Origin of the sequence: Halogeometricum sp. CBA1124, assembly GCF_009741955.1 — an archaeon.
GTDB classification, from domain to species: domain Archaea; phylum Halobacteriota; class Halobacteria; order Halobacteriales; family Haloferacaceae; genus Halogeometricum; species Halogeometricum rufum.
The window spans coordinates 1-23598 of sequence record NZ_WPCD01000034.1 but is presented as its reverse complement, the minus strand read 5'-3'; the positions used below and the strand labels follow the sequence as shown (position 1 = coordinate 23598).

General features: G+C 66.1%; 20 protein-coding genes and 3 pseudogenes. 12 read left to right on the top strand and 11 right to left on the bottom strand.

From position 1 onward, the window contains the following. Positions 1 to 470 (bottom strand): annotated as a pseudogene (locus GJ632_RS07010) (hypothetical protein); the annotation flags it as partial. 239 nt (positions 471 to 709) lie between these two features. Between GJ632_RS07010 and GJ632_RS07005 the strand changes: the two are divergent. Together GJ632_RS07005 and GJ632_RS25225 are read left to right on the top strand one after the other, a co-directional pair. Then, entirely contained in the window at positions 710 to 1726 is a 1017-nt protein-coding gene (locus GJ632_RS07005) for a DUF1616 domain-containing protein (protein WP_191452506.1), read from the top strand. A 249-nt stretch (positions 1727 to 1975) separates the two neighbouring features. Continuing rightward, positions 1976 to 3136, top strand: coding sequence for a glycosyltransferase family 61 protein (locus tag GJ632_RS25225; RefSeq protein WP_197427920.1), 1161 nt, complete (start codon positions 1976 to 1978; stop codon positions 3134 to 3136). 36 nt (positions 3137 to 3172) lie between these two features. On the opposite strand, the gene GJ632_RS06995 is transcribed toward GJ632_RS25225, so the two are convergent. Further along, entirely contained in the window at positions 3173 to 4693 is a 1521-nt protein-coding gene (locus GJ632_RS06995) for an oligosaccharide flippase family protein (RefSeq protein ID WP_191452504.1), read from the bottom strand. A gap of 241 nt (positions 4694 to 4934) precedes the next feature. Between GJ632_RS06995 and GJ632_RS06990 the strand changes: the two genes are divergently transcribed. The 7 genes from GJ632_RS06990 to GJ632_RS06960 all read left to right on the top strand — a co-directional run bounded on the left by GJ632_RS06990 (position 4935) and on the right by GJ632_RS06960 (position 10477). After that, positions 4935 to 5942, top strand: a complete 1008-nt coding sequence (locus tag GJ632_RS06990) for an NAD-dependent epimerase/dehydratase family protein (protein WP_191452503.1) — start codon at positions 4935 to 4937, stop codon at positions 5940 to 5942. Positions 5943 to 6015: 73 nt separating this feature from the next. Then, positions 6016 to 6804, top strand: coding sequence for a polysaccharide deacetylase family protein (locus GJ632_RS06985; protein ID WP_191452502.1), 789 nt, complete (start codon positions 6016 to 6018; stop codon positions 6802 to 6804). Between the two features lie 25 nt (positions 6805 to 6829). Continuing rightward, positions 6830 to 7696, top strand: coding sequence for a dTDP-4-dehydrorhamnose reductase (gene rfbD / locus GJ632_RS06980; RefSeq protein ID WP_191452501.1), 867 nt, complete (start codon positions 6830 to 6832; stop codon positions 7694 to 7696). A 98-nt stretch (positions 7697 to 7794) separates the two neighbouring features. Further along, positions 7795 to 8259, top strand: coding sequence for a dTDP-4-dehydrorhamnose 3,5-epimerase family protein (locus GJ632_RS06975; RefSeq protein ID WP_191452500.1), 465 nt, complete (start codon positions 7795 to 7797; stop codon positions 8257 to 8259). A 3-nt stretch (positions 8260 to 8262) separates the two neighbouring features. Beyond that, entirely contained in the window at positions 8263 to 9336 is a 1074-nt protein-coding gene (locus tag GJ632_RS06970) for a glucose-1-phosphate thymidylyltransferase (RefSeq protein WP_191452499.1), read from the top strand. An 8-nt stretch (positions 9337 to 9344) separates the two neighbouring features. Then, entirely contained in the window at positions 9345 to 9536 is a 192-nt protein-coding gene (locus GJ632_RS06965; protein ID WP_191452498.1) for a hypothetical protein, read from the top strand. Positions 9537 to 9547: 11 nt separating this feature from the next. Next, positions 9548 to 10477, top strand: coding sequence for an NAD(P)-dependent oxidoreductase (locus GJ632_RS06960; RefSeq protein WP_191452497.1), 930 nt, complete (start codon positions 9548 to 9550; stop codon positions 10475 to 10477). A gap of 135 nt (positions 10478 to 10612) precedes the next feature. Here the strand turns inward: GJ632_RS06960 and GJ632_RS06955 are convergent, their stop codons facing one another. From GJ632_RS06955 to GJ632_RS06945, 3 genes are all read right to left on the bottom strand, one after another. After that, on the bottom strand, positions 10613 to 11839 hold the full coding sequence (locus GJ632_RS06955; protein WP_191452496.1) for a glycosyltransferase family 2 protein: 1227 nt from the start codon (positions 11837 to 11839) through the stop codon (positions 10613 to 10615). Between the two features lie 288 nt (positions 11840 to 12127). Next, positions 12128 to 12754, bottom strand: coding sequence for a hypothetical protein (locus GJ632_RS06950; RefSeq protein ID WP_191452495.1), 627 nt, complete (start codon positions 12752 to 12754; stop codon positions 12128 to 12130). A gap of 71 nt (positions 12755 to 12825) precedes the next feature. Next, complete coding sequence (locus GJ632_RS06945; protein WP_191452494.1) at positions 12826 to 14211, bottom strand: carboxypeptidase-like regulatory domain-containing protein; 1386 nt, start codon at positions 14209 to 14211, stop codon at positions 12826 to 12828. 71 nt (positions 14212 to 14282) lie between these two features. On the opposite strand from GJ632_RS06945, the gene GJ632_RS06940 reads away from it, so the two are divergent. Genes GJ632_RS06940 through GJ632_RS06930 form a run of 3 tightly spaced genes read left to right on the top strand, consistent with a single transcriptional unit; the run spans position 14283 to position 17093 of the window. After that, positions 14283 to 15728 carry a DUF58 domain-containing protein gene (locus GJ632_RS06940; RefSeq protein ID WP_191452493.1) on the top strand — a complete coding sequence of 482 codons (1446 nt, stop codon included), beginning with the start codon at positions 14283 to 14285 and terminating at the stop codon, positions 15726 to 15728. A 34-nt stretch (positions 15729 to 15762) separates the two neighbouring features. Then, the gene (locus GJ632_RS06935) at positions 15763 to 16239 is read left to right on the top strand and encodes a hypothetical protein (RefSeq protein WP_191452492.1); all 477 of its coding nucleotides are present in this window, start codon (positions 15763 to 15765) and stop codon (positions 16237 to 16239) included. Beyond that, positions 16236 to 17093: a hypothetical protein gene (locus GJ632_RS06930; protein WP_191452491.1), complete on the top strand. Its 858-nt coding sequence runs from the start codon at positions 16236 to 16238 to the stop codon at positions 17091 to 17093. Before GJ632_RS06935 ends, GJ632_RS06930 begins: the two co-directional genes overlap by 4 nt. 61 nt (positions 17094 to 17154) lie before the next feature. Here GJ632_RS06930 and GJ632_RS06925 read toward each other — a convergent pair whose 3' ends face one another. From GJ632_RS06925 to GJ632_RS06905, 6 genes and pseudogenes are all read right to left on the bottom strand, one after another. Next, on the bottom strand, positions 17155 to 18177 hold the full coding sequence (locus tag GJ632_RS06925) for a MoxR family ATPase (protein ID WP_191452490.1): 1023 nt from the start codon (positions 18175 to 18177) through the stop codon (positions 17155 to 17157). Beyond that, complete coding sequence (locus GJ632_RS06920; RefSeq protein ID WP_191452489.1) at positions 18164 to 19231, bottom strand: DUF4350 domain-containing protein; 1068 nt, start codon at positions 19229 to 19231, stop codon at positions 18164 to 18166. The genes GJ632_RS06925 and GJ632_RS06920 overlap by 14 nt, the downstream gene beginning before the upstream one ends. Before the next feature lie 3 nt (positions 19232 to 19234). Next, a complete protein-coding gene (locus tag GJ632_RS06915; protein WP_197427919.1) occupies positions 19235 to 20866 on the bottom strand; it encodes a glycosyltransferase family 4 protein in 1632 nt (543 codons plus the stop codon). 574 nt (positions 20867 to 21440) lie between these two features. Continuing rightward, positions 21441 to 21536 (bottom strand): annotated as a pseudogene (locus GJ632_RS25825) (hypothetical protein); the annotation flags it as partial. 92 nt (positions 21537 to 21628) lie between these two features. Beyond that, a pseudogene (locus GJ632_RS25820) lies at positions 21629 to 21751 on the bottom strand (hypothetical protein); the annotation flags it as partial. 643 nt (positions 21752 to 22394) lie between these two features. Further along, complete coding sequence (locus GJ632_RS06905) at positions 22395 to 23294, bottom strand: inositol monophosphatase family protein (RefSeq protein WP_191452486.1); 900 nt, start codon at positions 23292 to 23294, stop codon at positions 22395 to 22397. Positions 23295 to 23598 lie beyond the last annotated feature (304 nt).

The window sequence follows — 23598 nt, the reverse complement described above, 5'->3', positions numbered from 1 at the left end:
CCGTGATCGCGACCGGCGTGTCGTTTCCGACGTACACCTCGGTCGAGGTGGTTTCCCTCGGCGTCGAACACCGCGGCCAGCGACGCGCGTCGCGTTCGCTCTGGCGACTTTGACCGTGAGGCGTCGCCCTGCGCGACGTCGAACGCGTACCAGTCCACCTCCGCCGTCGAGAGCGTCGCGGACACCTCGGTGCCGAGACCGATTTTGGTCGCGAGACTCCGGTCGTCGTTCGGTTCCGATTCCGTCGCGGCGGCAACGCTCACACTCATCACGTCTTGCGAGACGACTGGGGTACCCCCGTACCCGAACGACTGGAGCGACTGCATCTCCGTGGCTGCGGCGCCCGAATCGCCCCCGATACAGCCACTGAGCAGCGTCGCCGCTGTCGTCCCCCCGAGGAGGAGATAGGACCGACGGTTCAGGTGTACCGACCCGTCGTCCTTCTCGATTGACTCGTCTTTATCACCCATGCCAGCGCGTACTGGACGGACTCGCATCTACATTCAGGATATACTGAGAGTATGTCAACGGGGAAGTTACTATCAAGCTAGTGTTGGGCGTATAGCATAATGAAACAGATACGTTCTGGAACCGTGCTGTCGTGCGATTGCGGGCTCTGCAATCGAGGGGTTGATTCGAGCAGAGCGGTCGGCGGCAGCGCGCGTTCCGATGTCAACCTATTTGAACCACCGAGAAGAAGATAGAGTGGATGTCCGCAAGCGGATTGCGTCACCTCGTACCGGAGCCAGTCCGCCGAACCCCGGCTGACCTCGCCCTGGTCGTCCTGTCCATACTCCTCACGGGAGGGGCGGTGTTCCTCCCGGGAGTTCGCGAGACGGCGGTCCGGGTCGTCCTCGGCGTCGCGTTCGTCCTGTTCGTCCCCGGATACGCGTTCGTGGCGGCCCTGTTCCCGGGCGGGCCTTCGAAGCGGACGCCGTCCGAGGGAGAGACCGCAACCGAAGACGCGCTGCTATCGGGCGGCATCGGTGGAATCGAGCGCTTCACGCTCTCGGTCGGCACGAGCATCGCGACGGTCATCGTTCTCGGTCTCGTCCTCGAACTGACGCCGTGGCGCATCGACCTCGGCTCGACGTTCGCGGTCCTGTCCCTCTTCACGTTCGTCGTGACCGTCGTCGCAGCCGTTCGAAGACAGCGGCTCCCGACCGAAGAGCGGTTTCGCGCGCCGATAGGAACGTGGTATCGAACCGTCCGCGACGGGTTCCTCGAACCGGAGACGCGCATGGACGGCCTGCTCAACGTCGCTCTCGTCATCGGTCTGGTGGTCGCAGTCTGGAGCGTCGGCTACGCGGCGGTGGACCCCAACGACGGTGCGCTCACCGAACTGTACCTCCTCACGGAACAGGAAGACGGTGAACTCGCGGCCCGTGGCTACCCCACAGACCTCGCTCCCGGCGAAACCGCCCCGCTCGTCGTCGGCGTCTCGAACGAGGAGGGCGAACGGACCCGGTACTCGCTCGTCGTCGAACTGCAGTCCGTCGCCGAACGCGACAACGCCACACGGGTCGTTCGCGAACGGGAGTTGCGACGGGAGTCGCTGATTCTCCCGCACAACGAGACGCGACTACTGACGGACAACGTGACTCTGCAGGAGACGGGTCGGTACAGGGTGAGCTACCTCCTCTACCGGGGGACGCCGCCAACGGAACCGACCCTCGACAACGCCTATCGTGAAGTACACCTATGGATTAATGTTTCTGTCAGCTAGACTCGTCAGTATCGACGCCGCCGAATCGGCAGTTCGGCCTACGGGGCCCGCACCGAGACCGGGTGCGCGGAATCAGTTCGGACGGCACGGCCATCAGCTACCATGACCGACCAGAACACGACCCGAAACGCATCGTTACAGCCATCCAGACAGTATCAGCACGCCGTACGGAAACTCCAGCGCGAGGGAGTTCGCCCCACGGCGAGGGCGTCCGTGGAGTATCTACGTCCACGACCCCTCCGCGACGTCGTGGTTCCGTACGCACTGGAATCCTACCCGGAGAAGGTCGTCTCTCGCGACGACCTGATAGCCAGAGCCACGGCGGAGGACCGTCTCTGGTATCTCGACGCGACGGACGGAGGGGGCAACGACGGTGTCGACCTGACCGGTCGAGTCCCGAAATCGCTTCTCGCCGCCGATTCGAGGCGGGAGACCCGCTCGCCGCCGCCCGTCGAGACGGTACAGCCGTTCATCGACGACACCCCGTTCGTCTGTGAGGTACCAGACGGCCGGGTCGTCGGGAGCGAACCCATCGGACTGACCGCTGACGGCGAGATACTCCTCGATACGTTCACCCACACGACCGAGCGAAACACGCGGCTCGCCGACGCGACGCACGCGGTCCTGAGGGAGCGAGGCTTCGAGTTCGCTCTGGAGACGCTGTTCGGTGGGAAGGCCCAGCGCGCAGCCGAGAACGTCGACGCGGAGTTCGGGACGGTGAGTATGCTCACCAACCCGTGGACGAACTACTACCACTGGACCGTCGAACACCTGCCGAAGATACGAGCGCTCGAACGGTACGAGGAGGCGACCGGACGGACGCCGACGCTCCTCGTTCCGGCCGACCCAACCGACTGGATGCGCGAACTCCTCGAACTCGTCGGGGTCGACCTCGAGAACTGCGTTCAGTGGACTTACGGCCGTGCACGAGCGGAGCGACTCGTCGTCCCCTCGTATCCGTGTGCGACTCCGGCGACGACTCGGTGGGTGAAAGAGCGAGTCCTCGGGTCGGTTCCCGAATCGACGAGAAGCCAGCCCAGGCCGAACCGCATCGTCATCTCCAGACGCGAGGCCGACCAGCGACGGGTCCGGAACGAGTCGGAGATGATGGAGGCTCTCGAGGAGTTCGGGTTCCGCTCGTACGTACTCGAGGACCTCCCCGTCGCCGAACAGGCGGCGCTGTTCGCAGACGCCGACGTCGTCGTCGCACCGCACGGAGCGGGACTCACGAACATGATTTACGCCGACGACCTGACGGTCGTCGAACTGTTCGGAAACGTCCGGTCGACGTACTACCGAATGGCGACGATGTGCGGGTTCGAGTACCGATACCACCTCTGTGAGAGTCGAGACGGAGACCTTCGCGTCGACGTCGACGACCTGCGTGCGACGCTCTCGAACGTTCTTTGACTCCCTCGTGAGGGTCGAAGGGGCGAATCCGAGCGTCTAGCTCACGAACGACTGGAAGGTGGCTTTGTCCTCTTCGGTTATCGTGAAGACCCAAACGAGGGCAGCGTAGACGGCAGAGACCGTGATAGCCGCGGCAGCGCGGGGAACGAGCGACAGGGAGAGAAGGCTGACGCCGTACGTCGCCGCAGCGAACGCGCCTCCGATGACGACGATGTAGAGGTATCGCTTCCCTATCGGCTGGATGCCGACGTACCGTTTCGTCTGGTACAGTTCGGCGAGCTGAACGCCCGAAATCGAAACTGCGGTCGCGACCGCCGCACCGATGGCGCCGTAGCGCGGTACGAGGAGCAGGTTCAGGACGACGTTGACGACCAGCATCGAAACCGTGTCCAGCAACACGATATCCTGGAACCCGGACATCTGAAGGAGTTCTCCCGCGGGTCCGACAGCGACGTACAGCAACTGGGCTCCGAACAGGAGAACGAGAATCGGCACTCCGGCGACGAACTGTGCGTTGAACAGCCTGAGGAGTTCGGTGGCGAACAGCGACCCGACGACGGCGATGGGAAACGAGAGCATGAGTATCCACCGGGTGACGGTCCGGTAGACCGTCTGTAGCCGTTCGATGGAACCGCTACTGTAGAGGTCGGACGCGATGGGATTGAATATCGTGACGATGGCGGCGAAGAACAGGACGCCCTGCTGGGAGAGGACGCTCGACGCGTTGTATATCCCGACGGCCGACGACGGTCGAAACGCGCCGAGGACGAGCCGGTCGATCTGGTTGAGCGCCAGGTAGCTGAATCCCGAGAGGAAGACCGGCAGCGAGTATCGCAGGAGTCGGCTGACCTCGGGGTCTACGGCGCCGCGAAGCTCTATCTCGGTAAACAGGCGTGGGATGACGACGACTCCGGCGACCGAGGCGAGGGCGACGGCGACGACTAACCCCGAGACGGCCCCCTGTAGTTGGTATCCGAGTAGGAGTGCGCCGCCGACGGCGCCGAGTTTGAGAAGCGGGAAGAGGACGTTTCGGACCACCTGTTGGTACTCGATGCGTTTGAATCCGACAGCGACGGAGGTCGACGTCTGAAGGAGCACGTAGAAGGGGACGGCGAGACCGAACAGCGGGAGAATCTGCACCAGTTCCGGTTCGTCGAACACTCGAGTCGCCAGTTCCCCTGCGAACAGGAACACCCCCGCGCCGAGCACGACCGCGAAGGCGGCCGAAATACCGATCGACGTGAGAACCGTCCCGCGGACCTTCGCAGGACGGTCCTCGCTTCGATACTTGGAGACGTATCTGACGATGCCGTCCGGAAGCCCCAACAGCGCCACGGGTTGTGCGAAGTGAGCGACGGTGAGTCCGAGTACGAACAGCCCGTACCCGCTGGCGCCGAGAAAGCGAGCCAGCGTGATGTTGAACACGAACCCGACGGCTTTGCTGAACAGGCTGGCACCGAACGCGACGCCACCCCCCTTCAGAAGCTCCTGAAACAGGTCGTCTATCGAGTCGCTCTCGGACCCGTCTTCGGCCACGACACCGGATGAGTCGGTCATGCGTTCCCAGTCATGTAGTTACAGCCTCGGTCACGAACGTCTCGCAGTCCTCGTCAGTAGCTTCCAAGGAGCACTCCGAATAAAGTGTTGACGGAAAGGCACGCTCGTTCGGTCGCTAAATCACCCGACCATCGAAGCGTCGAGCCCCCACCGAACGACTCCACCGTCGAATCGTGATCGACGTTCAGGAATATCTTACTCTTCCAACAATTTAATATCGATTCGGAATGCAAAGCCGTCCATGGCGGAAAGGGTATTCATCACCGGAGTAGCCGGATTCCTCGGCAGCCACCTCGCAGACGCGTTTCTCGAAGACGACTACGAAGTCGTCGGCAACGACAACCTGAAAGGGGGGTATCGGAGCAACGTCCCCGCGGGAGTCGAGTTCCACGAGGTGGACTGCAACGACATCGACGAGATGCAGGAGATAATGGAGGGGTCCGACATCGTCTACCACGCCGCTGCACTCGCCTACGAGGGTCTCAGCGTGTTCGCACCGGCGCAGGTCAATCGGAGTATCTACCAGGCCACGACGGCCACGCTCTCGGCCGCCGCCGAGACGGAGGTCGACCGATTCGTCTACTGCTCGAGCATGTCCCGGTACGGCGAGAACGAGACGCCGTTCACCGAGGACATGGAACCGCGACCGCAGGACCCCTACGCGGTGAGCAAGGTGGCCGCCGAGGACCTGACTCGTCTGATGGCGGAGGTCCACGACTTCGAGCACGTCATCGCGGTTCCGCACAACATCATCGGACCGCGGCAGAAGTTCGACGACCCGTTCCGGAACGTGGCCTCGATATTCATCAACCGCATGCTGCAGGGCAAACAGCCCATCATCTACGGGGACGGCGAACAGAAGCGCTGCTTCACGTTCGTGCAGGACAACGTCCGTCCGCTGAAGAAACTGGCCTTCAAGGACAACGTCGTCGGCGAGGTGATAAACATCGGCCCCGACGACGAGTTCATCACGATAAACACGCTCGCTGAAACCATCGCGGACATCCTCGACTTCGACCTCGACCCTATCTACATGCGCGAGCGACCGCAGGAGGTCGAACTGGCGAACTGTTCGGCCGACAAGGCACGGGAACTGCTGGACTACCAGACCCGGTACACGCTCCGCGACGGGTTAGAGGAGATGGTCGACTACATCGAACGCGAGGGACCGAGGCCGTTCGAGTACCACCTCGACCTCGAAATCGTGAACGAGGAGACGCCCGAGACGTGGAAAGACCAGTTGATGTGAGTCATCGCGGCTGACCGGCGGGAGTGGCGACGAGGGCGGCGCAGTCGACCGCTCGGGGACGGGAGAGACACACATGAGGAGATTCGTCGACGGCGTCGCCGGCACGCTCTCGAAGCGGTCGAACGCCGTGCTGATGTACCACTCGGTCGGTCACAGAGACGACGTGTACGGGAACGTGACGCCGGGGCGACTTCGCCGGCACGTGGAGTATCTGACGAGACGGTTCGACGTCGTGGACCTGCCCGCGGTGCTGACGACCGACACAGAGCGCAAGCGTGTCGCGCTCACGTTCGACGACGGGTTCGCGAACTTCCACACGAACGCGCTCCCGATTCTGCGCGAGTACGAGGTGCCTGCGACGGTGTTCGTGACGACCGGATTCGTCGACGACGCGAGTCCCGAACTCCTCGACGCGCGTCTCGGGCCCGACGGCTACTCCTCGGAACTGATGCTGTCGGCGGCGCAGGTCGAACGGTTGGTGGACGAGGAACTGGTCACCGTCGGGAACCACACGGCGACCCACCCCGACCTCACCACGGTCGAGGACGCGGACCGCCTCGAAGCCGAAATCGTCGGCGCGAAGGCCGAGTTGGAGCGTCGCTTCGACGTGACCGTCGACCGGTTCGCCTATCCGTACGGGCCGTACGACGAGCGAAGCCTCGAACTCGTCCGGGACTCGCACAGATTGGCGGTGACGGGCGTGCCCCGCCTCGTCGCGGACGACGCGAACCGATACGAACTCCCCCGACTCCCCGCGCACACCACCAGACTGCGCATGCGGTGGCGATTGTCCGAGGTGCGCGAGTCGGCGAAACGGTCGCTCGGGCGGGCGGCCGCCGGCCCGGGAGTCCCGAATCGTTAACTTCCGTCCCCCCGACCGTGGTCGCATGAAACTGCTCGTTATCGGGGGCTCAGGCCTCGTCGGGACCAACGTCTCGGACCGGGGGGCGGCGCGCGGCGTGGACGTCGTGGGGACGTATCGCTCGAACGAGACGGCGGACACCTCCATCCGGTTGGACAAGACCGACGCGTCGGCCGTCCGCGACGTCGTCCGCGAGGTGGACCCGGACGCCGTCGTCGACACGGCGGCGTTTCACTCGGTGGACGCGTGCGAGACGGACCGAGAGCGAGCGTGGGCGGTCAACGTACGTGGCACGCGAAACGCGGCGGTGGCGGCGAACGACGCGGGGGCGCAGTTCGTCTACCTCTCGACCGACTACGTCTTCTCCGGCGACCCCGACGCGGCGCCGTTCGCCGCGTCCGACCCGGTCTCGCCCGTCAACTACTACGCGCAGTCGAAGTACTGCGGCGAACAGGCGGCCAAGTTGGCCGACCGCGCGACCGTCCTCCGAACGAGCGTCGTCTACGGCCTCGAGAGGCCGAACTTCGTGACGTGGTTGCTGGGCGAACTGCGGGCGGGGAACGCCGTCGACATCGTCGACGACCAGATTTCGACGCCGACGTACGCGCCGGACCTCGCCGAAGCGTGCGTCGAAGCGGTCGAACGCGACCTGACCGGCGTCTACCACGCCGCCGGGCCGGCCTCGATGTCCAGATACGAGTTCTCGACCGTTCTCGCGGACGTCTTCGACCTCGACGAGTCACTGGTCCGTCCGACGACCACCGCCGAGTTCGGTCAGGAGGCGCCGCGGCCCGAGGACGGCAGCCTCGACTCGACGCGCCTGTACGACGCGGTCGACGCTCGGCTTCGTGAACCCACCGACGCCTTCGGGGCGATGCGAGAACGCAGTTGAGACCGTTCGCCGGTTCGGCCCGGGGAACCGACACGACACGTCAGATTTCCTCACAGAGCGAACTGTTAATAGTTTGAACGGTGAAGTCGCCGTGTAGGATGATACACGACGTAGCGGTGAAAGATCTCCAGATAAACGCCGACGAACGTGGGTCACTGACGGAGACGTGGCGCAGCGACTGGGAGTTCTACGACGGCGACCCGGCCATGTCCTACTTCTCGGTATCGTATCCGGGAATCATCCGCGCGTGGCACCGCCACCATCGCGGTCAGATAGACCACTTCGTCGTCCCGCACGGGAAGGTGAAGGTCGGCATCTACGACGACCGCGAGGGGTCGCCGACGCGGGGCGACGTCGATACGTACGTCATCGGCGAGGGGAACATGAAGGCGCTCCGGGTACCCGGCGACTGCTGGCACGGGTTCAAGACGCTCGGCGACGAGCGGGCGACGCTGATCAACTTCCCGACGAACCTGTACGACTACGAGGACCCGGACGAGGAACGACTCCCGTACGACACGGACCGGATACCGTACGACTGGGAGACGCCGCCGCACGAGTGAACCATGAAGGGAGTCATCTTGGCCGGTGGCACCGGGTCCCGACTGCGACCCATCACGCACACCGGCCCGAAACAACTGGTACCGATAGCGAACAAGCCCGTCATCGACTACGCCATCGAGGACCTGAAGGAGGCCGGTATCGACGACGTCGGCGTCATCGTCGGTCACGTCGGCAGCGACGAGATTCAGGCGCACCTCGGCGACGGGAGCGACCACGGCGTCGACGTCACGTACATCGTGCAGGGCGAACCGCTCGGACTCGCCCACGCCGTGGGTTGCGCCCGCGACTTCGTCGGCGACGAACCGTTCGTCGTCTACCTCGGCGACGACCTGATGCGGGAGGGAATCACCGAACTCGTCGCGGACTTCGACCAGGAGACGTACGCGGCGAGCATCGGACTGCAAGAGGTCGACGACCCGTCGCGATACGGTATCGTGGACGTGGACGACGAGGGGAACGTCCAACTGCTCGTCGAGAAGCCGGACGACCCGCCGAACAACCTCGCGCTCATCGGCATCTACGTGTTCACCTCCGACATCTTCGAGCAGATAGACCGTCTGGAGCCCTCGTGGCGGGGGGAACTCGAGATTACGGAGGCGATTCAGGGGCTCCTCGACGACGGCAAACGCATCCAGTCGCACACCGTCCACGGGTGGTGGAAGGACACCGGAAAGCCCGAGGACGTGCTCCACGCGAACTACCTCGTCCTCGACGACATCGACGGTCGGATAGACGGAACCGTCGAAGACGGTGCGGTGACGACCGGACGCGTCGACCTGGGCGCGGGGAGCGTCGTGGAGGCAGGCGCCGTGGTCAAGGGGCCGGTCTCCATCGGCGAGAACACGACCATCGGCTCGGACGCCTACGTCGGCCCGTACACGAGCGTCGGCGACGACTGCGAACTCAGGGGCGTCCACATCGAATCCAGCGTCGTCATCGGGGAGTCGACGATTACCACCGAGCGGAAGATAGTCGACAGCCTCGTCGGCCGCAAGGCGACGATTCGGAACACCGAGGAGAAGAAACCGGACGGAACGAGACTCGTCGTCGGGGAGAACTCGACGCTCGACCTGTAACCGTATCCATGCGCATCATCACACTCACCTGTCCCGAGTGCGGGACCGTCGTCGCGGGCAACGTCATCGAGAACCAGCGTGAGATGAAGTGTCCCCGTGCGACCTGTTCGGAGACGCTTCGGTTCACGGACCTCGACGAGGAGGACAGACGTCACCTCCTCGAACACAGAGAAAAATATACCATGGAACAGTCCGACTGAGGTACTGACAGATGGTAACACTAGTGACCGGTGGGCTCGGGTACCTCGGTTCGCGACTGATTCGCGAACTACCGGACCACCCTCGCTTCTCGGGCGAGACGATACGCATCCTCGACAACTACCGACAGCCGCGGTTCCACGCGCTCTGGGACCTCCCGACGTACGCCGACTACGAGTTCGTGGAGGGCGACATCAGGGACGAGGAGTTGGTCGAGGCGGCGATGGAAGACGTCGACACGGTGTTCCACCTCGCCGCGGTGACCAACGCGCCCGAGACGTTCGACATCCCCGAGAAGACGTGGGAGGTCAACCACGAGGGGGCGCTGAGCGTCTACCGACTCGCGCGCGAGGCGGACGTCGACGAGTTCGTCAACGTCTCGACCTGCTCGGTGTACGGGCAGACGACCGAGGAGATAACCGAGGAGTTCGAGTGCGACCCCGAATCGCCGTACGGCGAGGCGAAGCTGGCGGCCGAGCAGGAGATGCTCGGCGAGTACGACGGGGCGATGGGGCTGACGGCGCTCCGACTGGGAACGGTGTACGGCTGGACCACCGGGATGCGGTTCGACACCGTCGTGGACAAGTTCGCGCTGCTGGCTGCGACCGGTGAACCACTCACCGTCTACGAGGGGGCCGAGGACCAGCGTCGGCCGTACCTCCACGTACAGGACGCCGTCCGCTCGATGCTGTTCGCACCGGGCAACCTCGGCGACGGCGAGGCGTACAACGTGGTGGGGCAGAACGGTCGACTGCAGGACGTCGTGGACGCCATCGTGAAGCACTTCCCCGGCGTCGAAGTGGGGTACACCGAAGTCGAACACCTGAACCAACTGTCGTACATCGTCAGCGACGAGAAGATTTCATCGCACGGGTTCGAGACCGCGTACACGCTCGACCAGGGCGTGGCGGAACTGGCGGACAAGTTCCGGGCGTTCCGGTGACCGCCGGGGCAACGGCAGTCGGCCGCGAGGCTGGGGGCTCGCGTCCAGTTCTTCGTCCGAGCTACCGACGCTCGGCGGAGAGCGGCGCCGTCGAGCGCGGGTGAAGACGGCGAGGACGGCGGGCGGGTCGCCCGGTCACTCGATTATCGTGCTCATGAAGAACGACCAGAACACGATCTGGATGCCGAGCACGATTGCGGTGAACGCCACGATGTCCGCCTGTAGGATGGGGAGCGTCCGGAACCCGCTGTCGAGCCAGCGCCCGACGGCCAGCACGCCGTACGCCACGCCGGCGCCCGAGAGCAACGCGCCGAGCGTCGCCGTGTGTTCGAGGTGGAAGTTACGCGTGAGCCAGTTGTTCACCCCGAGCTGCGGCTCCTGAATCGGGTCGTTGACGATGGTCGAGAACACGCCCAGACTCACCACCTGATTGCCGACGATGGCGAACAGGCTGCCGGCGATGAGCGAGTGGATACCGAAGCTCGTCTGCCCGACGCCCACCTCGAAGTAGGCGAGGAGCATCACGGCCAAGCCGAGGCCGCTCATCACGAGGCCGGGGACGGTGAACAGATACCCCGGCGCGTTGACGAGCATGAACCGCACGTGTCGCCAGCCGTCGCGGAAGCTGTGCAGCGTCGCTTCGCCCGCCCGTTCGTGGTACGTTATCGGCACCTCGTCGATGGTGAGACCGGTCGCGCCGGCCTTCATGATCATCTCGCTGGCGAACTCCATCCCCATCGTAGTCAGCTCCATTCGGTCGAGCGCGTCGCGGGAGATGACGCGCATCCCGCTGTGGGCGTCCGAGACGCCGGCGTCGTAGAAGAAGTTGAGGAAGCTCGTCAGGAGCGGATTCCCGACGTACTGGTGGAGTTTCGGCATCGCGCCGGGCTTTATCTCGCCGGCCAATCGACTGCCGAGTACCATGTCGGCGTCGCCGCTCGCGACCCGTTCGAACAGCTTCGGCAACTCCTCAAAGTCGTACGTGGTGTCGGCGTCGCCGATGGCGATGTACTCCCCGCGCGCGCGTTCGAACGCGTACCGGTAGGCGTAGCCGTACCCCGGCTTGTCGGGCGTGACGACGATGGCACCCGCGTCTCGCGCGATCTCCGGCGTCCGGTCGTCGGAGCTGTCGCTCACGATTATCTCACCGTAGACACCGAGTTCGGCGAACGCGTTCTTGACTTGCGTGATGCACTCGCCCACGCCCTCTTCCTCGTTCAGCGTCGGGATGACGACGCTCAACGTCGGGGTCTGGTCGCTGTCCGCGCTGAGGAGATACGCGTCCGTCGTCGCCGACAGGTCCATTCCCGCGCGCCCTCGCTCCGACCCCCTCGCTCCGTCGATACTCTTGCTTGCGGTCATATTCGTCTGCACATGTGTGGTGACGTTCGTCCGGTCGCTCCGAGGCCGGGCTACCCGTGAGTCCTCACGACGGAGTCCCGGCCGTTCCGACGTACGTTGCCACGACGCCCAATGTTAAATACCTAACATTTCCCCCGCTCGCTGAACTGTCAGCGGAGAAGACACATCACGCGTCGACGGAGTCGGAACCGGCCGCCGCCGTGATTCGACGCGCGGCGGCGACGGCGTCCTCGGCCCGCTCCCGCGACGACTCGGCGGGGCCGAACGCGGCGTACTCGTAGGACTCCGTCAGTCTGCGGAAGTCCGAGAGGTCGTCCGCGTCCGCGTCCGCGGCGTCGTCCAGCGTTCGGTAGAACTCCCAGTGGGTCGCTCTGCTCGCGAGCGAGTGCTCGCGTTCGAGAGCGAGGCGCGCGACGACGTAGGCGTCGACGACAGCGGCGTCCGAGTCGCCGTTCGACAGATGCTCGGTCGCCTTCTCCAGCGAGGCGACGGGGACCGAACTGCGACGGCACCGCCCCCGCGGTCGGCTCCCGTCGCCTCGTCGGACCGGAGCGTTCCCGGTGACCCGACCTCTCGCAACCCGGTGTAGAGCGTCCCGCCGACGAGCGTCGCGATGAGGAGCACGCCGGTCGCGACCGCTATCTGGTTGCCGTCGGCGCCGAACGGAGCGATGCCGAAGCGGGTGTCGCCGAACAGAATCGAGACCCACGAAGAGACCACGTCGTCGGCCGCGCCGACCACGTCGCCGGTCGCGGCCGACGCGCCGACAGCGAACGGCCGTCTGGACTCCGCGGACGCCAAGTTCGCCCCCCGTCCGTCGTAGCGGGCGACGACCGTGACGGACCCGTTGTCGGCCTCGTCGACCGCGTCGGCCGGCACGGCCGCGTCGTACCGACCGCGCGAGTCCGTCTGCACGTCGGCGACCGGGGTTCCGTCGACGACGAGCGTTATCGACTGCCGGGGAACGGGGTCGCCGGCAACGGTCGTCAGACGGCCGGTCGCTCTGCGCCGTCCGGCGCGTCTCCCGACAGGGAGAGCGAGAGGTTCGTCTCCGTCGACGCGATTCGGACCGACTCCGTCGCAGAGGTGGCGGCGAGAGCGCGGTCCCGGAACGCGATCGACGCGGTGAGGTTCTGCCGCCCCGTCGCGACCTCCGCCGGGAGTGCTCGCCGGACGGTGAACGTCCCCGACTCGTTCGTCTCGGCCGTCCCGACCGAGAGGCCGCCGAGTCGGACTGCGACCGGGACGCCGCCAGCCGGAACCGTCTCGACGTCGACTCGACCTCGAACGACGACCGTCTCGCCGTACCGCGTGACCGACGGCGAGTCGACGAACACGACCGACGGCGTCACCTGTTCGAGACGGACCGAGAGCGTCGCGTTGGCGGAGCGGTACGGAGACGCCTCGTCGGGGACGTACGTGACGGTGAGAGTCCGGGTCTCCAGCGGAACGGTCGTCGGCCGGTACCGGAGGTCGAAGCGTCCGCGGGCGTCAGTTCGCACCGTCGACGTCCGATTGGCGACCCGTATCTCGACCGCCGCGTTCGAGAGCGCCGACCCGTTGGCCAGCCGAATCCGTCCCCGCACCGCGAGCGGGTCCGAGAAGGAGATTCGCTCGTCGTCCGTCTCGGCGACGAGCGTCGTCGCGGCGAACTCGATCGTCCGAATCGCGTCCTGTTCTCGCTCGACGTCGCGCCGCACGTCCCGGACGCGGTCGGTGGAGGCGTTCAGGTCGAGGTCCGTCCGAGACTGGATGGTCCGGAAGTTCTCCTGCAGGTCGCTGCTCGTTCGACTGACGTTCCGGGCGGTCTCGTCCAACTGCCTCGCGAGTCGCCGGGCACGCCGTTCGTTCCCCGACCGCTTCGCCTCCTCGTAGTCGTCGTACGTCTGCCAGTAGGTTCGTGTCTCGTCGACCAACTCGCGCTGGTTCGCTCGCGCCTCGCGGAACGACCGTTGGCTTCCTTCGACGCCGGCCGGGCCGGCCACGTCGACGTACTTCGTCAGTTGGTCGTCGTATCCGTCGCCGACCACCGAGTGCGCGCGTTCGTACTGACGCTGACTGAGTTCGAGCGTGCTGTTGTCGAGTCGCGTCGCGAGCGCGGACTCGAGGTGAGTCGCCACGGCATCGAGGTCGCTCTGCTCGTCTGCCCCGGCGGGATTCTCGTGTCGCGTCGTCTGGTTGGTCTCGTTTCGCGGAGTGGCGCGTTGTTCGAGCGGTGTCGCCTCCGGCGACCCGACGACGACCGGGTCGGCCGCGGACTCGGTCGGAAGGGCCGCGCTCGCACTCACGACGCCGAGCGTCGAGCAGAGCACGAGCGCGACGAGCGCGATCGCAACGGGACCACCGCCGGCGTCGAGCGCACGTGTAGACACACAGGTAACGACGTAAAGACACTTTCCCTCCGACCAGCAGATTGAACTCCCCCGCAGTCGTGACACGCATCATGCACGTCACGCGACGGTTCTGGACACTCGCGAGTGTCGCGGTGTTCCTCGCCGTCACGGCGGTCCTATTCGACCGACCGTTCCTCCTCGTCGGAGCGGTCGGCATCGGCGCGTGGCTGGTCGGGACGCAGTACGCGTTCGCGTGGACGCTCGTCAGACTCGACGACAGACTGCGAATCGAGCAGTCCGTCTCGCCGGAGCGCGGGTTCACCACCCAACAGTACCGGGTGACGCTGTCGGCGTCCGCCGTCGAAGCGCTGCCGTTCCCCGTGACCGTCTCCGCGCGGCCGTCCCCGTCGGTCGTCGGACTCGACGACGACGAAGGAGAGTGTCGGTTGTCGGCCGGGACCGAACGGACGGAGACGACGGGGACGTTCCGGAGTCCGGTCGCGGGGCGCGTGGAGTTCGACGCGCCCGAAGTGCGCGTCACCGACGAGTTCGGCCTGTTCGGGGAGTCGTTCCGGCGCGGCGAGTCGGCGACGGCGACCGTCGAGCCGCCTCGCCCGACCGACATCCGGACGGGACGCGGATCGGAGTTCAGCGCGTCCGACAGCAACCGCCGCTCGGAACTCGGAATCAGCAGTCTCGTGTACAGAGGTATCCGAGAGTACGTGCCGAGTGACCCGGCGAACCAGATAGACTGGCGGGCCACCGCACGCCTCGGCGACCCGCACGTCGTGGAGTTCGAGACGCACACCGACCAGCAGGTCGAACTCGTCGTCGACCGACGGCCGGAGATGACGGTCGGCGAACCGGGGCGAACGAAGCTCGACTACGCTCGCGAGGTGGCGCTCAGCATCGTTGACAGTCTCGAAGGGAACCGTGACGCCGTCGGTCTCCTCGCGTTCGACGAGGACGGCGTGCGAACGGTTCGGGACCCGCGCTCGAACCGCGACTGGTACGCGACGCTCAGAGCGCTCGTCCGCGACCAGATGACGGTTCCGGCGGCCGACGGGACTGCGTTCGCTGCGTCGGCGTCTTCGAGCGGCCGTCTGGCCACGCCCGAAGCGGGACCGAGGGCAGCGCGGGTACTGCGAGAGGACCACACGTCGTTCGGGGCCTCCATCCGGCCGTTCGTCGACGACGACCGGGTCGCGTTCGGCCGCACGGAGGAGGACCCGTTCTCGGCGGCGGTCGACGCCGTCACGCGGAGACTGTCCGGGCAGGTCTGGACCGTCGTCTTTACCGACGAGTCCGACCCCGCTCGGACCCGCGAGAGCGTGAAGCGAGCGCGCCGCGTCAACGACAGGGTCGTCGTGTTTCTCACGCCGACGGTCCTGTTCGACCCCGACGCGCTCGACGACGTCGAGGAGGCGTACGAGCGGTATCGAGCGTTCGAATCGTACAGGCGGAAGCTCGACGGCCTCGCGCGAGTCGACGCACACGAGATAAGTCCGGGCGACAGGGTCGACACCGTCCTCTCGTCGGTGCAGACGCAGCAGTAGAGCTACAATCCAGGAGACGAAACGCATCATGCACATGTCTGAGACAGAGGTTCGGGCGTGGCCGTCGGCGTCCGTCGGTACCGGACTGGGGCTCCTCGCGGCCCTGCTCGCACTCGGCGCGGCGGCCGGCGGCGACGGCGTCGCCCTCTGGGTAGCGGTCGCCGCCGGCACGCTGGTGCTGACGCCACCGATGGGGTTCGCGCTCGCGCACGCCGGGCTCCTCCTGCTGTTTCCGAACGGGCTGGACGCCGCCACCCTCGCGCTCGTCGAGGGGGGACTGTTCGTCCTGCTGTTCGCGTCGTTCGGTCGGTCGCCCGCGCCGGGACGGACGCTGGGGATGAGCGCGGCGGCGGCGTTCGGCCTCCTCGGCTTCTCTCGCGTCGTCGCCGTCGAGATGAACTCGACGGCGGCCGGGGCTGCGTTCGTCGTCGTCGCCGGTGGGGCGCTCCTGTACACGATACACCGGTTCGAACGCGTCGGCGTCGTGCTGACAGCGGGGGAGGACAGATGAGCGAAGCCATCGAGGCGGACGGCGCCCGAACGGAGCGCGACGCCGACGACGCTGCCGCGCGCGACGAGCTGGTCGCGCAGCTGGAACTACTCAAAGCGCGGAACCGGAAGCTCCGCCGACAGCAGCGGGAGAACTACCGGAACACCGCACGCGGACTCGTCGGCGTCGCGCTGCTGTCGCTCGCGGGCGCCGTCGTCTTCCCCCCGCTCCGCGAGTTGCTCGTCGCCCTCGGCGTGACGGGCCTGTTCGCGGCGGTACTGACGTACTACGTGACTCCCGACCACGTCATCGCCAGCGAGACGGGGGAACGGGTGTACGGCGCGTTCGCCGAGACCACGGCGTCGTTGGTCCGCCAGCTCGGGTTGAGCGAGTCGCGAGTGTACGTCCCGACGGACGGGACGGCGCGTGCCCGCCTGTTCGTCCCGCAGTACGGCGACTTCGAACTCCCCTCGGCGGAGGCCCTCGAGTCGCCGCTGGTGATAGCCGAACGGGAACGGCAGCGGGGCGTCTCGCTCCGACCCACGGGTGCGGCGCTACTGCGGGAAGTCGAGCGGACGCTGGCCGAACCACTCGCGTCGTCGCCCGAGGAGCTGGTACCGCAACTGCGCGACGGACTCACCGAGACGCTCGAACTCGCCTCGCGGGTCGAAGGCGGCGCCGATTCGTCCGACGGTCAGCTGTCGTTCAGAGTCGCCGACTCCGTCTGGGAGGGCGTCGAACGCGTCGACCACCCGGTTCCGTCGTTCCTCGCGGTCGGCTGTGCCGTCGGTCTGGACACGCCGGTGGAAGCCGAAGTCGTTCCCGTGCGAGAGGGGGACGCCGACGCCATCGTCAGGGTGTCGTGGAGCGAGTGACCGGCCAGCGGTCGAGCCCGGTCCGCACTGACCGTGACGGGGACCCGCGACGAACCGACGACTACCGGTCGTCCGACGGGGGCCGGCTTTCGCCGGACTCGCCGTCGGTTCGCTGGCTCGGGGGCGGCGAGGAACTCCCGCCGGGAGCGTCGACCGCGTCGAGTATCTCGGCGACCAGGTCCTCGGTCGTCCGACCGCGGAGGTCGGCGTCGGCCGACACGACGAGGCGGTGGGCGAGGGTGGGCTGCGCGAGGTCGTTCACGTCGTCGGGGATGACGTAGTCACGCCCCCGAATCGCTGCCCGCGCCTTGGACACGTTCATGTACGTGAGCGCCGCCCGCGGTGAGGCACCGAACTCCACGGCGTCCGACTCCCGCGTCGCGGCGACGATGGACAGAATGTAGTCTTTGATCTTCTGGTCGACGTACACGCCGTCGACGTACTCGCGCGCGGCCAGCAGGTCCTCCGTCGTCACGACCTGCTCCAGCGACTCGGGGGTCAACTCGGGGTTCGCGTCGAACCGGTCGAGCAGTCGTTGCTCCTCGGCCGACGACGGCAGGTCGACGGTGAGTTTGAGCTGGAAGCGGTCGCGCTGTGCCTCCGGGAGTTCGAAGACGCCCTCCATCTCGAGGGGGTTCTGGGTGGCGATGAGCATGAACGGCGACGGGAGCGAGAGCGTGTCTCCCTCTATCGTGACCTGCCCCTCCTGCATCGCCTCCAGCAGCGCGCTCTGGGTCTTCGGCGTCGCGCGGTTTATCTCGTCGGCGAGGACGACGTTCGAGAAGACGGGACCGCGCTGGAGTTCGAACTCCCCGGTCGCGTCCCGGTAGATGTGCGTCCCGGTGATGTCCGCCGGGAGGAGGTCCGGCGTCATCTGGATCCGATTGTAGCCCAGCCCCGTCGTTCGGGCGAACGCGTTCGCGATGCTCGTCTTCGCGACTCCGGGGACTCCCTCCAGAAGCGCGTGTCCTCGGGTCAGGAACGTTATCAACAGTCGTTCGACGACCTCGTCGTTTCCGACGATGACCGTCGCGACTTCGGACTGGATCTGCTCGTGAACCCACTCGGGGTCAACGTCCGTCATCGTCCGTGTCATCGGTACGGTCTGACATAACATCTGCTATTATTCGACGGAGGCGCCGTTCGTCCCAGTCGGGGTGTCGCCGACGGAGGTGGCGGAGCAACGCCTCCCGGTCGACGGCGTCGGACCGCTCCTCGCGGCGGCGGCGCACGACCCACGACCAGACGGCGGACGCACGAGACAGCAGCAGGACCGCAGCGATGCCCGCCGCGCAGAACGTCGCCTGAAGCAAGGCCGAATCGCGGACGACGGTCAGCCCGTACGCGAGGGCGGGCGGCGCGGTTCCGGCGTGCGAGACGTCCATGAGGACGAACTGCCCGCGCAGGAGGCCCCGAACGAACGCGAGGTTGCCCGGACGGTCCAGCATCGCGTTGAGGAACGCGCTCGGGTCGCCGACGGCGACGACACGGCCCTCACCGACCCGTTCGACGGTGACGACGGGGTACGAGCGGAGTCGCTCGCCGTCCAGCCGACCGTTGCCGTTCGCGTCGAGGTACGCGAACTCGGACGTGGTGAGTGCGACGGTCGCGCCATTCGGGACGACTGCAGTCCCGTGGTTCAGGGTGAGGTCCGTGTCGGCCTCGGTGACCATCGTGTTCGACCCGTTCGTCGCGACGGGGAAGGCGGGCGACCGGAAGTTGTACCGCTCGTCTCGGAGGGTGCGGCCGTCGAAGCGGGCGCTGGCGCCGACCCCCGCGAGCAACTCGTCGCCGTGCGGCCCGAAGTCTTCGGCGACGACGAGCGTCCCTCCCTCGCGGACGAACGTGCGAATCGTCCGGACCTCGGCCTGTTCGTACGGCGTCTCCGGCGAGAGGACGAGCGCGACGGACCGGTTCGGCGTCGCGGCGTCGTACGCCGCCACGTCGAACGCAATCTCGCTACCGGACCCGACCTGTTCGGCCTGCGACTGGAGCGCAGAACTCCCGTCCCACCCGGAGTTGAACACGCTCAGCGACGCCATCGAGGTACTGGCCGCGAACAGCATCACGGCGAGGATGACGACGGTCAACCCGACGAGGACGGCCCACGGGGAGTCGAGCGGAGACGAGGAGCGCATCGGCTACAGCATCCCTCCCGGGAGGATAGCGAGGATGCGATTGGCGACGAGGTACGCGGAGGCGACGACGGCGGCGGCCAGCACCCAGCGGAGTCGCCGTCGCCAGTCCGGCGTGAGCGAGAACGACGTCGTCAGTTCGGTCACGAGGAGGAGCCCAACGACCGAGAACAGAAAGAACAGGTCCAGCGAGAGCGACTCCGTGACGACGAGCAGACCGACGACTGCCAGCATCCACGCCGTCTGCATTCGAACGACCCGCATTCGCCGCTGAGACGCCATCGGATTCGAACTCGGTCCGAGGGCCTTAGAATCTACCGCCGAGAGGCGACGGAGACGGTCGGTCACTCTCCGCCCGCTACACGCCCGCGTCTCGTTCGCTCGGAGCACGGAGTCGGTCGCGCAACGTCGTCCGAATCTCGACGCGTCGGTCTCCCAGCTGTACGACTCCTCGACGGCGTCGCGCCCGTTCTGCGCCCACCGGCGGCGCAGCTCGGCGTCTCGCATCTCGGTGACGACGGCGGCCGTCGCCGCGCCGTCGGCGTTCGGCGGCAGGACGCGTCCACACCCGACCGTCCGAACGACGCAGGCGATGGGGTCGGCTGGCGTCGTCAGGACGGGGAGCCCGGCCATCATGTAGTCGAACAGCTTGTTCGGGACCGTCTGGTTCGTGTAGCGGTTGACGACGTGCGGGATGACGCCGACGTCGCCGGCGTCGAGGAACGACGGCACCGCCTCGGGGTCTATCCACCCGACGAAGTGGACTTCGTCTTCGATACCGAGTTCCTCGCTCAGACGTTCGAGACGCTCTCTGTCCGGGCCGTCGCCGGCGACCGCGAGGTGTACCGGCTCGCCCTCGCCCCGGTTCGCGTGGGCCACCCCTTCGAGTATCAGGTCCAGTCCGCGGAACCGGTTTATCGACCCGACGTAGACGAGCGTGAACGCCGACCAGTCGAACCGCGTCGTCTCGTCGTCGACGCGATCGGCGAACTCCTCGATTTCGCTGCGGAGCGGCGTGTTGCTGACGACGCTGAGTTTCGACGGGGAGAAGCCGTCCGCGACGAGCGCGTCCTTCCGTTCGCGGGTCACGACCCAGACGTGGTCGGCCAGTCCGACCGACAGCCGTTCGATAGCCGAGACCAGCGGCACGTTCAGCGCGAGGTGGTCGAGCGGGCTCTCGACCGGTTTGATTCGCGCGAGTTCGGCGAAGTTCTCGCGCAGGTCGAGGACGACCGGCAAACCGTTCAGCTTGGCCGCGGCGATGGCCGGGAGAGCCGCCCTGACGTCGCAGGCGACGACGGCGTCGAGGTCCGCATCTCGGAATCGGAACGCGAGCCACAGCATCCAGAAGGGGTTCACCGGAAGCTTCGCGGTGACGAGCGGAAACAGCCACGTCGAGAGCAGCCACGAGAACCGGTACACCTGCGCGTAGCCGATGTCTTCGCTGCGCGGTGGGTGTTCGTCCCGAATCGCCCCCAAATCGGGGTCGTCGAGCGAGTTCCGCGCGAAGATGGACACAGTCTCCCCCGCTCCGGTCAGCGACTTCGCCATCTTTCTGGTCCGAACGTCCCTGTCGAGCGGGTAGTTGTCCTGGACGACGATACCGACGTTCTGCCGCGTGCTGTGTGCTGGCGTCATTTGCGGTTCGATAACGGAGACGGGAGTCGACCGAGCTGTTTTCCGGCCTGAAACCCGACGAAGTGGGCGGCGTCGTAGGCGAGAGCGTACGGCACCCACCGGGCGTAGCCGTTCGCGAGCAGGAACCGTAGCTCGTCGACGACGTAGTCGAACCCGTCGGAGACGAACTCGTCGGTGCCCTCCGAGGCGATTCTCGCGTAGGCCAGTCCGTCCCGGTACCGGCGTCGAGGTTCGCATGGAGGTCGTAGTCGTGCGAGTGGTACACCTCCGCGTCGGGGGAGTAGACGAGCGTCTCGCCGTCCCGGAGCGCCCGAAGCGCGAAGTCCTTGTCTTCGGACATCGGGACGGACCCCCGGAACCGGAGTCGCTCCCACACCGCTCGGTCGATGGCGGCGCTGACGTCGGAGACGAACACGTTCTGGAGATAGAATCGGCGGGGGTCGGTCGCGTCGTCCGGCGTCAGTACGCGCTCCTCGTCGGGGTAGAAGTTCGAGTAGAAGAACTCGTCCATGGGCTTGGCGTCGGGGTAGGCGACCTGCCGCCCGTACGAGACTGCGACCCCGTCGGAGACGATCGGATCGACGAGCCGTTCGAGCCAGTGGTCGGTCTTGGGCGTCGCGTCGTGCGTGAGGTAGACGAGTACGTCGCCGCTCGCCTTCTCCGCCCCCAGATTCCGGGTCTACTGTGGTGGAACTCCTCGGGGTCGATGTGGTGGACGTCCCACCCGAACGACCGCGCGCGTTCGACGGTCCCGTCGCTCGACCCCGAGTCGACGACGATCTTCTCGACGTCGCCGCCGTACGACTGGTCTTCGACGCCCCGCAGGACCCCTTCGAACCGCTCGCCCGCGTTCTTGGTCAGGATGACGATGCTGGCCGTCGGCATCATGGTACTCCTACCGATTCCATCGAGGTTCGTGCCAACTAGACAGCACTACTCAGAATAAAGATTGGGATCGGGGGGGTCGCTCCCGCGCCGCTGACGGCCGGGTCTGAAACGCCACTCTCTCGTCGAACGCTGTAAGACCGCCGCAGCAGGTCGAGAACGACGCCCGCCACGTCCCTCGTCTGTTCAGAATACGGACATTCTCGCTCCCGATACCGCCGTCACCATCGCAGTCGGGCGGATTAATCACCTGTGAACGAAACGACGTGTTCGGCAACGGCGGCCACCCGCCCGTTATGTACTATCTACTAGATACCCTAAAGCGTTACAAAACTACTATTGTAATTTTATTCGAGGTCGTAATCACTCTTCTAACCGTCGATCCCCTCCGTCAACGGTCTAACATCGTCTGACTGGCTTCGACCGGATGTGAATAACATAACATTAGTTCTCGAAATAGTCGTGGTGATTTAACTTAAGTTCGTGTGACTGTACGGTCCAGTTACAACACCGGTCAAACTGTCCGCTGGTTCGAGTGGCGGCGACAGTCGGTCCCGCCGACCTGTCAACCGAATGGATGAAGAGTCGACTCGACGGTCGGTCGGCCGGGTCGTGTGCGGCAGGTCGCGATTCGTCGACCCGGTCAGCGACGCCCTCCCGACGTCGGAACGTTCGACAACCGCCCGGCGACATCGGACGCCAGCGCCTCCGACGCCGCGACGACGACGTCGTGCGGTTTTCCGTCGGCGAACCCGATTCGTTGGGTCCGAAGCGAGTCGCCGTTCCAGTCGGTGACGGTGCCGCCCGCCTCCCTCACGAGACGGAACGCGCCGGCGAGTTCCTCGGCCGTCGCCCGCTTGCCCTCGTGGAGGTGACAGTAGTCGCCGGAGACGGCGACGTCGTACGCCCCGCGGGCGACGAGCGCCGAGTGGTGTCCGAGGCTCCGGTAGTCGCCGGGGTAGCCCAGACGCCAAAGCACGGACGCGAGTTCCGGTCGCTCCGCGAGCATGTACTGGTCGACGAGAACGTTGGGCGGCGTCCCGTCCGCGGACGTTCGACCCGTCGTCTCGAGGCGCGTCCGCCGGTCGTCGCCGTCGGCGGCCCACCCTCTCGTGAGGAAGGCCCCCTCGCCGCGGTAGGCCTCGTACAGGTCGCCCGTCGGGAGGACGAGGTATCCCATCGCGGCGACGTCGCCGAAGGTCGGGTCGGGGTCGTCGCAGACGGCGACGACCGGTCCGAACGGCAGTTCGCCGACGCCGTGCGCCAGGTTTGCCGTCCCGTCGACTTCGTCGACGATGGCGAGGTAGTCGGCGTCGACCGTCGCCGCGTCGGTCTGTTCCTCCGTGAGGACGGCGTACCGCGCCGACTGGTCGGCGAAGAACTGCTCGAAGCGGTCGGTGAGCGACCGGTCGAACGCGGTCGTGAAGTCGGCGTCCTCCGTCGGGACGGCCCGGCGGTCGTCGTCCGAGAGTTCGGCGAACGCCGCGTCCGCCCGTTCGAGTGCGCCGCGAACGACCGACCGGAATCGCTCCTGTTCGCTCATCTCGGGTCTGGATTGGCGGCGCTGCCGCGTAGTAGTGTCGGTCGGCGCTCGAACACGGACGCTCGCCGTCCTCGCTTTGGGAGCGGAGCCAGACGCCGCAGCCGAATTCGGTCCACGAGCGGCGACGCGCGCCTCGAAGCGTGAGCCACGAGGAGACAGCGCCGACCCCCGTGCTATCCACTTGACTTTATTGAACTAAAACAAAGTGCAATTGCCCAACCCTGATTCGCCACAGAGAACATCTGAAACGCCAGTATTCGAGATTTCAAGAGAAAACCACTACTGAATATATCATATAGCGCTA

Bases quoted from the DNA above. Each gene is read 5' to 3' on its own strand.
- GJ632_RS06960 (WP_191452497.1), top strand. From the start codon at position 9,548: ATGGTAACACTAGTGACCGGTGGGCTCGGGTACCTCGGTTCGCGACTG.
- GJ632_RS06905 (WP_191452486.1), bottom strand. From the start codon at position 23,294: ATGAGCGAACAGGAGCGATTCCGGTCGGTCGTTCGCGGCGCACTCGAA.
- GJ632_RS06915 (WP_197427919.1), bottom strand. From the start codon at position 20,866: ATGACGCCAGCACACAGCACGCGGCAGAACGTCGGTATCGTCGTCCAG.
- GJ632_RS06925 (WP_191452490.1), bottom strand. From the start codon at position 18,177: ATGACGGACGTTGACCCCGAGTGGGTTCACGAGCAGATCCAGTCCGAA.
- rfbD (WP_191452501.1), top strand. From the start codon at position 6,830: ATGAAACTGCTCGTTATCGGGGGCTCAGGCCTCGTCGGGACCAACGTC.
- GJ632_RS06985 (WP_191452502.1), top strand. From the start codon at position 6,016: ATGAGGAGATTCGTCGACGGCGTCGCCGGCACGCTCTCGAAGCGGTCG.
- GJ632_RS06940 (WP_191452493.1), top strand. From the start codon at position 14,283: ATGCACGTCACGCGACGGTTCTGGACACTCGCGAGTGTCGCGGTGTTC.
- GJ632_RS06965 (WP_191452498.1), top strand. From the start codon at position 9,345: ATGCGCATCATCACACTCACCTGTCCCGAGTGCGGGACCGTCGTCGCG.
- GJ632_RS06975 (WP_191452500.1), top strand. From the start codon at position 7,795: ATGATACACGACGTAGCGGTGAAAGATCTCCAGATAAACGCCGACGAA.
- GJ632_RS06930 (WP_191452491.1), top strand. From the start codon at position 16,236: ATGAGCGAAGCCATCGAGGCGGACGGCGCCCGAACGGAGCGCGACGCC.
- GJ632_RS06935 (WP_191452492.1), top strand. From the start codon at position 15,763: ATGTCTGAGACAGAGGTTCGGGCGTGGCCGTCGGCGTCCGTCGGTACC.
- GJ632_RS06970 (WP_191452499.1), top strand. From the start codon at position 8,263: ATGAAGGGAGTCATCTTGGCCGGTGGCACCGGGTCCCGACTGCGACCC.
- GJ632_RS06990 (WP_191452503.1), top strand. From the start codon at position 4,935: ATGGCGGAAAGGGTATTCATCACCGGAGTAGCCGGATTCCTCGGCAGC.
- GJ632_RS07005 (WP_191452506.1), top strand. From the start codon at position 710: ATGTCCGCAAGCGGATTGCGTCACCTCGTACCGGAGCCAGTCCGCCGA.
- GJ632_RS06995 (WP_191452504.1), bottom strand. From the start codon at position 4,693: ATGACCGACTCATCCGGTGTCGTGGCCGAAGACGGGTCCGAGAGCGAC.
- GJ632_RS06920 (WP_191452489.1), bottom strand. From the start codon at position 19,231: ATGCGCTCCTCGTCTCCGCTCGACTCCCCGTGGGCCGTCCTCGTCGGG.
- GJ632_RS06955 (WP_191452496.1), bottom strand. From the start codon at position 11,839: ATGACCGCAAGCAAGAGTATCGACGGAGCGAGGGGGTCGGAGCGAGGG.